Raw genomic sequence first — 15,206 nt, forward strand, 5'->3', positions numbered from 1 at the left:
GGCGGTGTGCCGGGCCGGCCGACCTGGGCGGTCCAGGCGTCCTGGCACTCCTTGAGCCCGGCGACGACGGCGTCGTCGGACGACCCGCTTCTCGTATGTCTGCCGCTTTCCGCTGACTGTCCGGTTCCGTCGCCCGCTTCCGTTGCCTGTCTCGGGTCCGTTGCCCGGCTCCGGCCGTCTCCGGCGATCTCCCGGGCGGCCGGACCGGCGGACCCCGTCAGGGGCCCGCCGGCGCGCTGGCTCAGCCGCGGCCCCGGCCGAGGGCCTTGCGCCCGCCGCCCGGCGGCAGCTCGGCGCGTGAGGGCTCCTTGCGCGGCGGCGCCGGGGGCGCCTTCTGCTCCAGCCGGAGCGCCAGCGCGGGGCACCGCCGTACGGCGCGCTGCGCGGCGCCCTGGAGGTGCACCGGGACATCCGTCTTGGCCGGCGTGGGGAAGCCGTCCGGGGTCATCCGGAACAGCTCGGGGAGGATGTCCGCGCACAGGCCGTGGCCCTGGCAGAGCGTCCAGTCGATGGCGAGCATGCCGCCACTCGGGATCGACTCGACCTCGTCCTGATAGCCCTCGTTGGGCAGCGGCAGCACCCCGGTCGTCTCGCGTCCGCAGCCGCCGTTGAGCACATGCGCGGCGAGGTCGTCGGTGAACGCCGAGAGGGTGGAGGAAAAGAAGCGCGCGGAGCCGTCGGGGTGCTGGCACGCACCGCGCTTCTTGACCGACTGGGTGACCGCCCGGAGCGCCTCCAGGGCCGCCTGGCCGCCGCCGTTGATCACATCGGCCAGCCCGCTCGCCGCCGCCGGCAGACCGAGCCGGCAGGGGCCGCACTGCCCGGCGGTCTCCGCCGCCAGCCAGTTGGCGACCCGTAGCGCCTCGCCCAGCGGGCAGGTCTCGGGGCCGATCGGCAGGATCGCGCCGGCGCCCAGCGCGCCGCCGAACGACTTGAAGGACTCCTTGGAGATCACCGCCTCGTGGGCGGCGATCGCGTCCATCCAGTTGCCGTGGTAGCCACCGGTCAGCACGCCCTGGGGCATCGGCGGCGCACCGGCCATCTGGAGGATGTAGCGCAGCGGCACGCCGGAGGGCGCCTCGATGACCATGGGCCGGGCGACCGCGCCGGAGAGGGTGAGCATGACCGTGCCGGGCTCGGTGTCGAGCCCGGTGTGGGCGTAGCGGCGGGCGCCGATCCGTGCGCCGATGGCGAGTTGGGCGAAGGTCTCCGCGTTCGACAGCAGCGTGGGGAGGCCGCCGACGCCGGACTCGGCGGCACGCTCACGGCGGCCCGGCGGCTTGGCGGGCCCGCCGTTGATCGCGCGGATCACGGACGACGCCTCACCCGAGACCATGCGCTCCGGCGTACGGACGACCTTCGCCCGCAGTTGCTGGCCGCGCCGGTCGGACAGGCCCCGCTCGGCGAGCGCCGCGCGGATCGAGACCTCGGTGGAGTTCCTGGTCACGGCGATGACCAGGGTGCGGGCGCCGAGCGCCTCCGCGGCCAGCAGCGCGCCGTCGAGGATGAGGTGCGGTGCCCGGTTGAGCATCACCGTGTCCTTGCGGCAGGGCGGTTCGCCCTCACTGCCGTTGACGACGACGACCGGCCGGACCCCGCGGCTGATCGCCGACTTGGCGACGGCCCGGAGTTTTCTGTGGAAGGGGAAGCCCGCGCCGCCGCGGCCGGTCAGGGATATGTTCTCGGCCAGCTGGGCCAGCCGCTCGCCGGTCATCGCCTCCAGCGGCCCGTGCACCTTGAGGTGCATGGGCAGGTCGAGACGCTCGACGAGATCGAATCCCTGAGTGAGCTGGGGGAGGCCGACTACACGGACCTCGGGGACATCGGGGAGAGGGGCATTCACGGACGGTCTCCTGCGGGTGCCTGCCAGGGTTCCCCGGCCGGGGGCGGATAGGGGGACGTGCCCGGTCCGGGCTGACCGGGTCCGGGCTGCCGCCGGCTGTCGTACGGCTGGCCGTCGTAGGCGGGTACGGAGCCGGTGTCGTACGGGGGAACGGCGCCCGTCCCGTACGCCGGGACGGAGCCCGTGTCGTACGTGGGGATGGCGCCGGTGTCGTACTGGGGAGCGGGGCCGTTGCCGTAGGGGGACGCGCCGTCGGGCCCGTAGGGGGAGCCGGCGCCGTACGCGGCCGCGGCTCCCGGGTCGAACTGGGGGATGGACCCGGTGTCGTACTGCGGAGGCTGCGGGCTCTGCGGGCCCTGAGGGGTCATCCCCGGGTTGTACTGGGGGATCGCCCCGGTGTCGTAGGGCTGGTTGGGCTGGTTGGGCTGGTTCTGGCCGGCTTGGTACGCGGGGATCGCGCCGGTGTCGTACGGGGTGTTCTGGCCCGTGCCGTACTCGGGGTTCGCCCCGGGGTACTGGGGGATCGCGCCGGTGTCGTAGGGCTGGTTGGGCTGGTTGGGCTGGTTCTGGCCCGGGTTCTGGCCGCCCTGGCCGCCGTCGTACGCCGGGATCGCCCCGGTGTCGTACGGGGTCGCCGGGGGCTGGGTGAACGCCTGGGCGGGCCGGGGCGGCGACGGGGCGGGCCAGGAACCGGGGGGCCCGGCCGGCTCGTCCGTGATGATCGGCAGTTCCTCGGTCATGGGGATGCGCTCGGCGAACGGGACCTCCCCGCCCTGCTGACCACCGGCCGCGGGGGAACCGGAGGGCTGCGCGGGCATCCGGGCCGTCGCGTCCATGGACATGGCGCGATAGCCGGCGGAGATCCCGGTGCCGGTGTCCTGGCCCCGGTCGGCGTTTTCGTATCCCGGGAGCGGATTGCCCCGTGGCGCGACGAACGTGTCCGCCATGGGGTCACCGGCCGCGAGCGGGTCCGCGGCCGGTGTGGCCTCGTACAGCGGCGGCGACGGGGCGGCGAGCCGCGGTGGCGTACGGCCCCCGCCGAGCGGGGCGGAGACCGTCAAGGCCTCGATGGGGTCCTGCTGAGGCCTGGCCTTGTACTCGCGCTGCGGGGGGATACCGCTGGCGCCCGGGAGCGGGGAGGCCGAGAGATCGCGGAGCTTGGATGACTCCCTGGCCTCCATGTCGGCGCCCGTCATCGAGACGATCCGATCGGCGACGCGCCGCTGGACGTGGCGGGGGAGCAGCCGCAGCGAGACGACGCCGGCGACGCCGATCATGACGATGGAATACATCACCGTGACGTAGGTGGCCGCGGGACGTCCTGTGAAGAGTCCGTGAATCATGGCGAAACACCACGACGGATAGGCCACCATGTGGATCGCCCGCCAGCGGGCGGCGTACTTACCGGGGAGGGCGAAGACGCTGCGCAGGGCGCCGGTCGCGCCGGCCACGATCATCAGGAGCCCGGCGAGCGAGCCCATGCCGATGAGGCCGTTCGTACCGGAGATGCCCAGGCCGAAGGGGAGCAGGGCGCCGATCACGGCGACCTTGCCCAGAGTGATCTTGATGGAGACATGCAGCAGCAGGAACCCGATCGCGGCGACGGCGGTCGCCCGATGGATGCCCTGGGCCAGGAGCCGCTGTCGCGGCGCGAGGAGCAGCCGGTCGGTGGCTATCAGACCCCAGACGACCGCCCCGGACATCGACAGCAGTGACAGCACGCCTGCGCCGAAGTCGATGAAAGCCTGGAATGCGTCGCCTCCTACGACGGCGAGTAGTGGTACCAGTACCAGTGCTGCGGCGGTCGCGATCCCCTGGATCGCCCGGCTGTTGCCGGACTCCGGGTTGGGCGACGCGCCGGACTTGCTTTGAAAGTTCATAGGGGGCAACTCCGAAGGGCTCGGGAAAGCGGTCCCGCTGCCGCATGCTAAGTGGAGCCATACCGGGTAGTACCCCGTTTGAAGGTTTAGCCAGGTGAAGGTGAGTTATCCGACTCTGTTGTTGCCCGGATAGGTCCGATACGCGGAGTAAGGCTGACGGTTGAGCTTTGCCGTACGGTTACCCGTGGGGCGCCTGCCGGTCCGCCCCGCGGGCGCTCGTGCGCGCGGAACGGGCACTGCGGTACCCTGACGCCATGCGTGCCGTACGCCTTCTGCTTAGCGGGCCGCGCTGACCAGTCCCGACCGATGACCGATCCGGTCGGAGTCAGCGCGGCGTCCCCTCCTGTGTGAGGGGCATTTTTCTTTCGCTGACCGGTGGACCGGTGCGGCCCTGTGCCGCCCGGTACGGCCGGCCCCCGCTGGCAGAGACGATCGATGGAGCTTCAGGACATCATGAGCGAGACGAATTCGGCTGCCGCTTCCGCCGCCGCCGCTTCCGCCGCTGCCGAGACGGCAGCGCCGCACCGCTACACCGCGGCCATGGCCGCGGACATCGAGGCGCGCTGGCAGGACTTCTGGGACACCGAGGGCACGTACGAGGCGCCGAACCCCACGGGTGAGCTGGCCGGCGATCCCGAGCTGGTCGCCCGGCCCAAGAAGTTCATCATGGACATGTTCCCCTACCCCTCGGGCAGCGGACTGCACGTGGGACACCCGCTGGGCTACATCGCCACCGACGTGTTCGCCCGTCACCAGCGCATGACCGGTCACAACGTCCTGCACACCCTGGGCTTCGACGCGTTCGGCCTGCCCGCGGAGCAGTACGCGGTCCAGACCGGCACGCATCCGCGGACCTCCACCGAGGCCAACATGGAGAACATGAAGGTCCAGCTCCGCAGGCTGGGCCTGGGCCACGACCGGCGGCGCTCCTTCGCGACGATCGACCCGGACTACTACAAGTGGACCCAGTGGATCTTCGTACAGATCTTCAACTCCTGGTACGACCCCGACGCGGACCGCGCGCGCCCCATCGACACGCTGGTGGCCCAGTTCGAGCGCGGGGAGCGCCCGACGCCCGACGGGCGCCCCTGGAGCGCGCTGAGCGCCCCCGAGCGGGCCGACGTCCTGGGCGGTTACCGGCTGGCGTACGCCTCCGACGCGCCCGTCAACTGGTGCCCCGGCCTGGGCACGGTGCTGGCCAATGAGGAAGTCACCGCCGACGGCCGTTCCGAGCGCGGCAACTTCCCGGTCTTCAAGGCGAAGCTGCGCCAGTGGAACATGCGCATCACCGCCTACGCCGACCGGCTGCTGAACGACCTGGACGAGCTGGACTGGCCCGAGGCCATCAAGCTCCAGCAGCGCAACTGGATCGGCCGCAGCGAGGGCGCGCGGGTCGACTTCCCGGTGTCGGAGGCTTCCGGCGCCGAGTCCGCGATCACCGTCTTCACGACCCGTCAGGACACCCTGTTCGGCGCCACGTACATGGTGCTGGCGCCCGAGCACGACCTGGTGGAGAAGATCGTCCCGGCGGCCTGGCCCGAGGGGACCCACACGGTGTGGACGGGCGGTCACGCGACCCCCGCCGAGGCCGTCGCGGCGTACCGCAAGCAGGCCGCGGCCAAGTCCGACGTGGAGCGGCAGGCCGAGGCGAAGGACAAGACCGGGGTCTTCACCGGCGCCTACGCCACCAACCCGGTCAGCGGCGAGCGCGTCCCGGTCTTCATCGCCGACTACGTGCTGATGGGGTACGGCACCGGCGCGATCATGGCCGTACCGGCGCACGACAGCCGCGACTTCGCGTTCGCGCGCGCCTTCGAGCTCCCGATCCGCTGCGTCGTCGAGCCCTCGGACGACCGGGGCACCGACCCCGCCACGTGGGAGGACGCGTTCTCCTCGTACGAAGCGCCGCTCGTCAACTCGGCGAGTGCGGACATCACCCTGGACGGCCTGCGCGTGGCCGAGGCCAAGGCGCGGATCACCGACTGGCTGGCCGCGCGCGGCATCGGCGAGGGCACGGTCAACTTCCGGCTGCGCGACTGGCTGTTCAGCCGTCAGCGCTACTGGGGCGAGCCCTTCCCGATCGTCTACGACGAGGACGGCACGGCGCACGCGCTGCCCGAGTCGATGCTGCCGCTGGAACTGCCGGAGGTCGACGACTACTCGCCCCGTACGTTCGACCCGGACGACGCGGACACTCAGCCGGAGACACCGCTCTCGCGGAACGCGGAGTGGGTCCACGTCGATCTGGACCTGGGCCGGGGCGAGGGCGTCAAGCGCTACCGCCGCGAGACCAACACCATGCCGAACTGGGCCGGTTCGTGCTGGTACGAGCTGCGCTACCTGGATCCGCACAACGACGAGAAGCTGGTCGACCCGGTCGTCGAGCAGTACTGGATGGGCCCGCGCGAGGGGCAGCCGCACGGCGGCGTCGACCTGTACGTGGGCGGCGCGGAGCACGCCGTGCTGCACCTGCTGTACGCGCGCTTCTGGTCGAAGGTGCTGTTCGACCTGGGACACGTCTCCTCGGCCGAGCCGTTCCACAAGCTCTACAACCAGGGCATGATCCAGGCGTTCGTCTACCGGGACAGCCGCGGCATCGCGGTGCCCGCGGCGGAGGTCGAGGAGCGGGACGGCGGCTACTGGTACCAGGGCGAGAAGGTCAGCCGGGTCCTGGGCAAGATGGGCAAGTCCCTGAAGAACGCCGTCACCCCGGACGAGATCTTCACCGAGTACGGCGCGGACACGCTGCGGCTGTACGAGATGGCCATGGGCCCGCTGGACGTCTCGCGTCCGTGGGACACCCGCGCGGTGGTCGGCCAGTTCCGGCTGCTCCAGAGGCTGTGGCGCAACGTGGTGGACGAGGCGACCGGCGAGGTCACCGTCGTGGACACCGAGCCGGCCGACATCGACGTGGACACCCTGCGCGCGCTGCACAAGGCGATCGACGGGGTCGTCCAGGACATGGCGGCGCTGCGCTTCAACACGGCCATCGCCAAGCTCACCGAGCTGAACAACCACCTGACCAAGACGGGTGCCCCGCTCCCGCGCTCGGTCGCCGAACCGCTGGTGCTGCTGATCGCGCCGCTCGCCCCGCACGTCGCAGAGGAGCTGTGGCACCGGCTGGGGCACACCGACTCGGTCGTGCACCGGGACTTCCCGGTGGCGGACCCGGCGTACGTCGTGGACGAGGCCGTGACCTGCGTCGTGCAGGTCAAGGGCAAGGTCAAGGCGCGGCTGGAGGTCTCCCCGTCGATCTCGGACGAGGAGCTGGAGAAGCTGGCGCTGGGCGACGCGGGCGTGGTCGCGGCGCTGGGCGGCGCAGGCATCCGGAAGGTGATCGTCCGGGCGCCGAAGCTGGTGAACATCGTGCCTGCCTGATCGGATTCCGGCCGGATACGGAGTGCCGGCCGGGCCGGGTACACAGGGCTTTCCCCTACGGGCAGGTTGGGGGTTCCGCGGGAACCCACAACCTGCCCGTTCCGTTTACGGTGGAGGGGACACGACCAACAGCGAAGGGGCGCTCATGGACGTCGCGATCACCATCATGGCGTTGCTCTTCGTCGCCTTCGTCGTACTGGGGGTGTACGCGTGTGTGAAGGCGGTCGGGGCCGCCAGACGGGGTGTCGACCGCACGATCACGCAGGCCCGCCGCACGGTGGAGGACACGGCCCTGCGGGCGAAGAGCCTGGGGCAGCCCGGCACGGCGGGAGAGCTGGCCCAGCTGCGGCTGAGACTGCGCACCTCGATGCGCGCCACGCAGGACGCACTGCAGGCGGGTGTGGCGGAGGACGCCTCGCTGAAGGAGTCGATCGAGTTGTTCGAGCGGCTGAGCGTGCACGGCCGGGAGCTCGACGACGAGCTGCGCCAGCTGGAGCGGGACCCCGACCGGAGCAGGGTCGGGCAGCGGCTTTCCGAAGTGCGGGATCGTACGGAGCGGATCACGCACTCCGCGGACTCGCTGCGCTGGGCCGCGCGGGACCGGGCGCGGAAGTTCGCCGAGGACGACCTGTCGTCGCTGAGCGCGCAGATCGATGTGGAGTCCGGCGCGCTGCGGCACTGGTCGGCGGAGCCCGCGCAGCCCGCCGCGTCGGCGGGGCCGACGGGGCCGGGCGGATCGACGGGGCCGAGCGGGGCGACGGCTTCGGACGCGTGGCCCGGGGAGCGCGCCGAGGCCATCGAGCCGCCCGATCCGCGGCGCGGGACCACGTACCCCTGGCAGAAGCAGGCCAGGCCCGAGACCACGAACTGACCATGCGTCAGGCCGGATCCGATCATTGGGACGGGGCCGGGCTGCCGCCCCAGGAAGACGACGGGTAACCTCCGGCTCATGTCCCGCCATGTCGCGATCGTCACCGATTCCACGGCCTACTTGCCGCCGCAGACGATGGAACGGCACGGCATCACCGCGGTGCCGCTGACCGTGGTGCTCGGCGACCGCGCGCTGGAGGAGGGCACGGAGGTCTCGGCCCGTTCGGTGGCCCTGGCGCTCCAGAAGCGGCATTCGGTCACCACGTCACGGCCGAGCCCCGAGGTCTTCGCCGCCGCGTACCGCGCCGCGGCGGATGCCGGGGCCGAGGGGATCGTCTCGCTGCATCTGTCGGCCGAGTTCTCCGGCACGTACGACGCGGCCGTGCTCGCCGCCAAGGACGCGCCCGTACCGGTGCGGGTGGTGGACACCGGCATGGTGGCGATGGCGCTCGGGTTCTGCGCGCTGGCGGCGGCCGAGGCCGCGGCGGGCGACGGCACGCTCGACGACGCCGTGGCGGCCGCCGAGAAGCGGGCCGCGGGCACCACCGCGTATTTCTATGTCGACACCCTCGACTATCTGCGCCGGGGCGGCCGGATCGGCGCCGCCCAGGCGCTGTTCGGCTCGGCGCTCGCCGTGAAGCCGCTGCTCCAACTGGACGGCGGCCGCATCGAACTGCTGGAGAAGGTGCGGACGGCGTCGAAGGCGATCGCGCGGCTGGAGGAGATCGTCGCCGACCGGGCCGGCGCGGGCCCGGTCGACATCGCCGTGCACCATCTCGCGGCGCCGGAACGGGCCGCGGCGCTCGCGGAGCGGCTGCGTGAGCGGCTTCCGGGGCTGGTGGAGCTGCATGTCAGCGAGGTCGGAGCGGTGATCGGGGCGCACACGGGACCGGGGCTGCTGGGGGCCGTGATCTCACCGCGCTGACGGGCCCGCCGGGCCTCAACTCCCGGCCGTAGCCGATTTTTCCCTCGTTCGGGTGACCGAGTTTTCCACAACCGGCAGGTTTTCCACCGGAATTCGGGGTGCTCGGCGAGGCCGGGCGCGGGTGCCTACCGTTCTCGGCATGACTCTCCGAACACGCTCCGTGACCAGCGGCCCGGGCCGTTCCCCGGGCTCCGACGGCCGTGCCCGCCACGGCCGCGCCCGCCCCCGCGCGGCGGCCCGTATCGGGACGGCGGCCCGCGTCCGCGCGCACGCGGTGCCCACGTCGGCACCTGCTGAGGCACCCGCGTCCGCGCCCTCGCCCGCACCCAGGTCCGCGATGTTGTCCGCGTCCGCACCCGCGTCTTTGTCCACGTCCGCGTCCATGCCCATGTCCGCACCCGTACGGGCGCCTTCGCCCCCGCTCCCGCACTCACCTCCGACGGAGCCGCGCCGCCGGGCGGAGGCGCTGTTCCCGGCCGCTTCCGGGAGCACCGCACCGGTGGCCGCTCCGCAGCCCTCGCCGCCCCCCAAAGCGGTTCGGGCGCGCGCGTGGACCCGGGCACCGGCGGCGGTGCGTGAGCGGCTGCCGCTCTGGATTCAGCTCCGGTGCGGTCTGGAGCCGAGGACGCTGGGCGCGCTCGCGGTGGTGCTGGTGGTGGCCGCCGGCCTCGCCGTGCAGCACTTCTGGACCGGGCGTCCCCAGCCCGTCCGCGCCCCCGACACGGTCCGTGCGGACGCGGCCGCCCCTGGTGGCACGGCCGAGGGCATCCCCGCGCCGCTGCCCGAGGCCGTCGTCGCCAAGCCACCGCCCGCGCCCGAGACGGCCCGGATCGTGGTGGACGTGGGCGGCAAGGTGCGGGAGCCGGGCGTGCTGCGGCTGCCCGCCGGATCACGGGTCGCCGACGCGCTGCACGCCGCGGGGGGTGTCGAGCCGGGCGCGGATCTCACCGGGCTGAACCGGGCCCGGCTGCTGATGGACGGCGAGCAGGTAGTGGTGGACGGCCCCGCCCCGCCGGGCACGGCCCCGGGCGGCGGATCGGGTGGACCCGGCGGAGGCGGAGGCGGGGGAGCCGCGGCCGGTGCCGGGTTCGGCGCGGGCCCGGAGGGACAGCCGCCCGGACCCGTGAGCCTGAACATCGCGACACCGGACCAGCTCGACACGCTCCCCGGGGTCGGGCCCGTACTGGCCCGGCACATCATCGACTACCGCACCCGGCACGGCGGATTCCGCTCCGTCGACGAGCTGCGCGAGGTCAACGGCATCGGTGACCGCAAGTTCGCCGACCTCCAACCGCTCGTACGGCCATGACAGTCACCCGGACGGGCATGACGCGCCCCGAGGTCCACCGGGCGGCCGGTCACCGCCTGGGAGCGGCGGCTCCGCGCGTGGAGGGCCCGGCCGATCTCCGGCTCGTGCCGCCCGCGCTGGCGGCGTGGGGCGCGGCGGCCCTGACCCTGGGTGCCCCGGGGCGCTGGACCGTGCTCGGAGTGCTGGTCTGTCTGCTGGCCGGCGCGCTGCTCCTGGTCCGGTCCGGCACCGCCACCGGGCCGCGGCTCGCCGGGGTGGCGGCCGCGGGTGTGCTGTTCTGCGCGGCCGCGGGGGCCGCCTCCGCCGGGCTGCACGGCGCGGACGCCCGGCGCGGGCCCGTCCCCGGCCTCGCCGAGCGATACGCCCCGGTCACCGCGGAGTTGACGGTCACCTCCGACCCACGGGCCACGCACCCCAGGGGCGGGGGCGACCGGGCCGCCGCGGGCGGCTTCGTCCTCGACGCGGAGATCACCCGGGTGACGTCGGCCCGCGGCGCCGCGACCGCGGTCCGTACGCCCGTCCTGGTGATCGTCCCGCCCGGTGAACACCCCGGCCGCTGGCAGCGGCTGCTGCCGTCCACCCGGCTGCGGCTGTCCGGCCGGCTGGCGCCCCCGCTCCACGCGGACGACCGCTACGCGGCGGCCCTGCGTGTCACGGGCAAGGGCCCGCCGACCGTCACCGGGCCGCCCACCCGCGTACAGCGCACGGCCGGAGCGCTCCGCGCCGGGCTCCGCGCGGCGACCGAGGAACTGCCGCCCGACGCCCGCGCCCTGCTGCCCGGGCTGGTCGTCGGCGACACCGCACGCATCACGCCCGAACTCCACGACGCCTTCGCCGCCACCGACCTGCTGCACCTCATGGCCGTCTCCGGATCGAACCTGACCATCGTCCTCGTCCTGCTGATCGGACCGCCGGGACTGGCGGTGCGGGCCGAACGCCGCGGGCTCGCCCCGCGGCTCGGTATCTCGCTGCGGACGACCGCGCTGCTCGGCGGAGCCCTCACCCTCGCGTTCGTGGTGGTCTGCCGACCGGAACCCAGCGTGCTGCGGGCCGCCGCCTGCGGGCTGATCACCCTCCTCGCCATCGGCACCGGCCGCCGCAGGACGCTGCTTCCCGCGCTGGCCGCGGCCGTCCTGCTGCTCGTGCTCCTCGACCCCTGGCTGGCCCGTAGCTACGGCTTCCTCCTCTCCGTACTGGCCACCGGGGCCCTGCTCACCATCGGCCCCCGCTGGGCCGGGGCGCTGACGCGGCGCGGGGTGCCGCCCAGGCTCGCGGAGGCACTGGCCGCGGCCGGGGCCGCCCAGGCCGTCTGCGCGCCCGTGGTGGCCGTGTTCGCGGCCCGGGTCAGCCTCCTCGCCGTGCCCTGCAATCTCTTCGCGGAGCTGGCGGTCGCCCCGGCCACGATCCTCGGCTTCGCCGCGCTCGCCCTGGCCCCGGTGGCGCTGCCCGCCGCCGAGCTGGTGGCCCGGTGCGCGGGCTGGCCTGCGGGGTGGATCGCCTCCGTCGCCCGCGGCGGCGCGGCGCTGCCGGGAGCCCAGGCCGACTGGCCGGGCGGCTGGTGGGGCGGCGCGCTGCTCGCCGTCCTCACCGTCCTCGTCGTGCTCGCCGCCCGGCGGATCCCGCGCCACCCCTGGACCGCCGCGCTCTGCGCCGTACTCCTGCTGCTCGCGATCGTGCGGCCCCCGCCGGTCACCCGGATCGTCACCGGCTGGCCGCCGCCGGGATGGACGTTCGCGATGTGCGACGTCGGCCAGGGCGACGCGACCGTGCTCGCCGCCGGGGACGGCGCCGCCGTGGTGGTGGACACCGGCCCCGACCCCGGGCCCGCCGACCGGTGTCTGCGGGACCTCGGCATCAGCCGTATCCCGCTGCTCCTGCTCACCCACTTCCACGCCGACCACGTGGCCGGGCTGCCCGGGGTGCTGCGCGGCAGGGCGGTCGGCGCGATCCAGACCACGACCTCGCCCGTACCCCCGGACCAGGTCGCGTTCGTACGGCGCACCGCCGACGCGGCGCGGGTCCCCGTCGTCCGCGCCGTCCCGGGGGAGCGGCGCACCACCGGGCCGCTCGACTGGAGGGTGCTCTGGCCCCGGGCCGGGGTGGCACCGGCCGCGACCGAGCCCAACGACTCCAGCGTCACCCTGTTCGTGCGCGTGGCCCGGGGCCCCACGCTGCTGCTCCTGGGCGACCTCGAACCGCCCGCCCAGCGCGGCCTGGCGCGGGATCATCCGGGGCTGCCCCCGGTGGACGTACTCAAGGTGGCCCACCACGGCTCGCCCCATCAACACCCGGGGCTGCTCAGGGACGTACGCCCGCGGCTGGCGCTGATCTCCGCGGGTCGGGACAACCCGTACGGACATCCCGCGCCCCGTACCGTCGACGCGCTGCGCGCCGGGGGAGCGAGGGTGCTGCGCACCGACCGGGACGGTGCGATCGCGGTCGTGGGGGCCGGGGCCGGACTGCGGGCCGTGCCCAGGGGACGGAACGGTGGTCCGTAAAGCTTGAGTTCTCTACTTGTCGGTACGTTTGCCTCGAACGGGGCAAGAGTGATCGAATGCCTATTCGTCATGGGGCGCCGTCCCGTTCGAGGCAGACGTACCGCCGCGCGGCCCCCGAGGAGAACGACCGCACAGGGGTACGTACACCATGATCAGCCGCCTTCTCGGCCGACGGACGGCCGCTCATCAGAAGCCCGACCCGTTCGCCGGACTCTCGGTGCCGCCCGGTGCCGGGCTGCTCACGTGCCGGGTCGTCGACCCGGTCGACGAGCCGGTCGGACAGGCCGAGTTCACGGTGAGCGACAGCAATGGCCGGAAGGTCGTGAGCGGGGAGACGGATCCGTTCGGGACCGTGGTGGCGATGGTCCCCTTCGGGGAGTACCGGCTGGCCATATCCGCCGACAGTTTCACCCCGTTCCGGGGCAATGTGACAGTCGGTGAGAGTGGCGGCGCCGACGGTCCTGGCGACATCACGCTGCAGGTGGCCCCGTCACTGCCGTTGCCGGCGCCCGGCGACTGGGAGATCGAACCGGCCCACTCCCGGATCGGTTTCATCGCCCGTCACATCGGGCTCGCCCGCGTCCACGGCCGCTTCGACAACTTCGCCGGGGCGATCAGGATCGGCGAGACGATGGAGCAGTCGGCGATGCACGTCGTCATCGGCGCCGCGTCGATCGACACGAGCGTGCAGATGCGCGACGACCATCTGCGCTCCGCCGACTTCCTCGACGTGGACAACTACCCGACGCTGGAGTTCTACAGCGACCGCTTCACCCACCGCGGCGGCAACAACTGGGGGATCACCGGCGCCCTCACCCTGCACGGCGTCACCCGCACGGTCACCCTCGACGCCCACTACCTCGGCCTGGGCAACGGCATGGAGGGCGAGACCCGGGCGGCCGTCCGCGCCAGTACGGAGCTGCACCGCGAGGACTACACGGTGAACTGGCAGTCGATGCTGGCCCGGGGCATCGCGGTCGTCGGCTCCAGCATCAGGATCGAGATGGATATCCAGATCGTGCCCAAGACCGTCCCCCAGGGCTGACCGGGCCGTTCGCGGCTGGGAGAATGCGCCCGTGAGCGATGTGAGACACGTACTGGTGCTGCCCGACCGCGACGCGGCGGAGGAGGTGGCGCAGGCGCTCGGCGAGCGGTTCGCGGTGGCCGAGGAGCCTCAGCTCGTACGGGACGCCCTGGCCGGCGAGGACGACGCCGAGGACGTCCAGTGGCTGGTGGTCGTGGAGGACCCCGAGGCCCGGCTGGACGCCGGGGCGCTGGACACGTTCGTGGCCGGCTGGGACGGCTGGCGCGAGGCCCCGTAACCCCCTTCGACGACGCGCGTCCGCGCCCGCCGGTCCGCTCCGGACGCGCGCCTCCGCTGTCGGTGGGGCGTGAGATCGTGGACCACGATGGCCACCAGAAAAGCTTCTCCCGACGATCCGCTCGCCCCGCTCACCCTCGCCGTGGGCCAGGAGGACCTGCTGCTCGACCGCGCCGTGCAGCAGGTGGTCGCGGCGGCCCGCGCCGCCGACGCCGACACGGATGTCCGCGACCTCGCTTCCGATCAGCTCCAGCCCGGCACCCTCGCCGAGCTGACCAGCCCCTCGCTCTTCGCCGAGCGCAAGGTCGTGATCGTACGGAACGCGCAGGACCTCTCCGCCGACACGATCAAGGACGTCAAGGCGTATCTCGACGCGCCGGTCGAGGAGATCACCCTCGTGCTGCTGCACGCGGGGGGCGCCAAGGGCAAGGGGCTGCTGGACGCCGCCCGCAAGGCGGGCGCCCGCGAGGTCCCCTGCCCCAAGACGACCAAGCCCGCCGAGCGGCTGGGGTTCGTGCGGTCGGAGTTCCGGGCGCTGGGCCGCTCGGCCACGCCGGAGGCGTGCCAGGCACTCGTCGACGCGATCGGCAGCGATCTGCGCGAGCTGGCGAGCGCCGTCGCGCAGCTCGTGGCGGATGTCGAGGGGACGATCGACGAGGCGGTCGTCGCCCGCTACTACACCGGGCGCGCCGAGGCGTCCAGCTTCAATGTCGCCGACCGCGCCGTGGAGGGCCGGGCGGCCGACGCTCTGGAGGCGCTGCGCTGGTCACTGGCGACCGGTGTCGCCCCCGTGCTGATCACCAGCGCCCTCGCCCAGGGTGTGCGGGCCATCGGCAAGCTCTCGTCGGCCCGTGGCGGCCGGCCCGCCGATCTCGCGCGGGAGCTGGGGATGCCGCCGTGGAAGATCGACCGGGTGCGCCAGCAGATGCGCGGCTGGACCCCGGACGGCGTGGCGGTCGCGCTGCGGGCCGTCGCCGAGGCCGACGCGGGCGTCAAGGGCGGCGGGGACGACCCGGAGTACGCGCTGGAGAAGGCCGTCGTCGCGATCGCCCGCGCGGCCCGCGCCGGCCGCCAGGGGTAGCGGCGGCCTCAGAGGGCGGTATGTGAGCGCACAGGTTCTTTGTCGTCACCTGAACGTGTGGCAGTGCGGCCTTCCGGCCGGTTGGCGGTCATGGGCATGTC

General features: G+C 73.4%; 10 protein-coding genes. 8 read left to right on the top strand and 2 right to left on the bottom strand.

Annotation, left to right across the window (positions count from 1 at the left end):
- Positions 1–241 precede the first annotated feature (241 nt).
- Together AB0P17_RS39010 and AB0P17_RS39015 are read right to left on the bottom strand one after the other, a co-directional pair.
- The gene (locus tag AB0P17_RS39010; RefSeq protein WP_365819066.1) at positions 242–1,843 is read right to left on the bottom strand and encodes an NADH-ubiquinone oxidoreductase-F iron-sulfur binding region domain-containing protein; all 1,602 of its coding nucleotides are present in this window, start codon (positions 1,841–1,843) and stop codon (positions 242–244) included.
- On the bottom strand, positions 1,840–3,723 hold the full coding sequence (locus AB0P17_RS39015) for a hypothetical protein (protein ID WP_365819068.1): 1,884 nt from the start codon (positions 3,721–3,723) through the stop codon (positions 1,840–1,842). Before AB0P17_RS39015 ends, AB0P17_RS39010 begins: the two co-directional genes overlap by 4 nt.
- A gap of 453 nt (positions 3,724–4,176) precedes the next feature.
- On the opposite strand from AB0P17_RS39015, the gene leuS reads away from it, so the two are divergent.
- The 8 genes from leuS (at position 4,177) to holA (ending at position 15,105) form a co-directional block, all read left to right on the top strand.
- A complete protein-coding gene (gene leuS, locus AB0P17_RS39020) occupies positions 4,177–7,101 on the top strand; it encodes a leucine--tRNA ligase (RefSeq protein ID WP_365819070.1) in 2,925 nt (974 codons plus the stop codon).
- Positions 7,102–7,246: 145 nt separating this feature from the next.
- A complete protein-coding gene (locus tag AB0P17_RS39025) occupies positions 7,247–7,972 on the top strand; it encodes a hypothetical protein (protein WP_365819072.1) in 726 nt (241 codons plus the stop codon).
- A 78-nt stretch (positions 7,973–8,050) separates the two neighbouring features.
- Positions 8,051–8,896: a DegV family protein gene (locus AB0P17_RS39030; RefSeq protein WP_365819074.1), complete on the top strand. Its 846-nt coding sequence runs from the start codon at positions 8,051–8,053 to the stop codon at positions 8,894–8,896.
- 382 nt (positions 8,897–9,278) lie between these two features.
- Positions 9,279–10,205 (top strand): ComEA family DNA-binding protein, encoded by a 927-nt coding sequence (locus AB0P17_RS39035; RefSeq protein WP_365819076.1) that lies wholly within the window; start codon positions 9,279–9,281, stop codon positions 10,203–10,205.
- 17 nt (positions 10,206–10,222) lie between these two features.
- Positions 10,223–12,703: a ComEC/Rec2 family competence protein gene (locus AB0P17_RS39040; protein ID WP_365819123.1), complete on the top strand. Its 2,481-nt coding sequence runs from the start codon at positions 10,223–10,225 to the stop codon at positions 12,701–12,703.
- A 148-nt stretch (positions 12,704–12,851) separates the two neighbouring features.
- Positions 12,852–13,748 (top strand): YceI family protein, encoded by an 897-nt coding sequence (locus AB0P17_RS39045; RefSeq protein WP_365819078.1) that lies wholly within the window; start codon positions 12,852–12,854, stop codon positions 13,746–13,748.
- 31 nt (positions 13,749–13,779) lie between these two features.
- The gene (locus AB0P17_RS39050) at positions 13,780–14,025 is read left to right on the top strand and encodes a hypothetical protein (protein ID WP_365819080.1); all 246 of its coding nucleotides are present in this window, start codon (positions 13,780–13,782) and stop codon (positions 14,023–14,025) included.
- Between the two features lie 87 nt (positions 14,026–14,112).
- The gene (gene holA / locus AB0P17_RS39055; RefSeq protein ID WP_365819082.1) at positions 14,113–15,105 is read left to right on the top strand and encodes a DNA polymerase III subunit delta; all 993 of its coding nucleotides are present in this window, start codon (positions 14,113–14,115) and stop codon (positions 15,103–15,105) included.
- Positions 15,106–15,206 lie beyond the last annotated feature (101 nt).

The sequence above is a fragment of the Streptomyces sp. NPDC088124 genome, from assembly GCF_040685895.1.
GTDB lineage: Bacteria > Actinomycetota > Actinomycetes > Streptomycetales > Streptomycetaceae > Streptomyces.

Coding starts and splice junctions, on each gene's coding strand:
- AB0P17_RS39015 (WP_365819068.1), bottom strand. CDS start 3,723: ATGAACTTTCAAAGCAAGTCCGGCGCGTCGCCCAACCCGGAGTCCGGC.
- leuS (WP_365819070.1), top strand. CDS start 4,177: ATGAGCGAGACGAATTCGGCTGCCGCTTCCGCCGCCGCCGCTTCCGCC.
- AB0P17_RS39025 (WP_365819072.1), top strand. CDS start 7,247: ATGGACGTCGCGATCACCATCATGGCGTTGCTCTTCGTCGCCTTCGTC.
- AB0P17_RS39030 (WP_365819074.1), top strand. CDS start 8,051: ATGTCCCGCCATGTCGCGATCGTCACCGATTCCACGGCCTACTTGCCG.
- AB0P17_RS39035 (WP_365819076.1), top strand. CDS start 9,279: ATGCCCATGTCCGCACCCGTACGGGCGCCTTCGCCCCCGCTCCCGCAC.
- AB0P17_RS39040 (WP_365819123.1), top strand. CDS start 10,223: ATGACGCGCCCCGAGGTCCACCGGGCGGCCGGTCACCGCCTGGGAGCG.
- AB0P17_RS39045 (WP_365819078.1), top strand. CDS start 12,852: ATGATCAGCCGCCTTCTCGGCCGACGGACGGCCGCTCATCAGAAGCCC.
- holA (WP_365819082.1), top strand. CDS start 14,113: ATGGCCACCAGAAAAGCTTCTCCCGACGATCCGCTCGCCCCGCTCACC.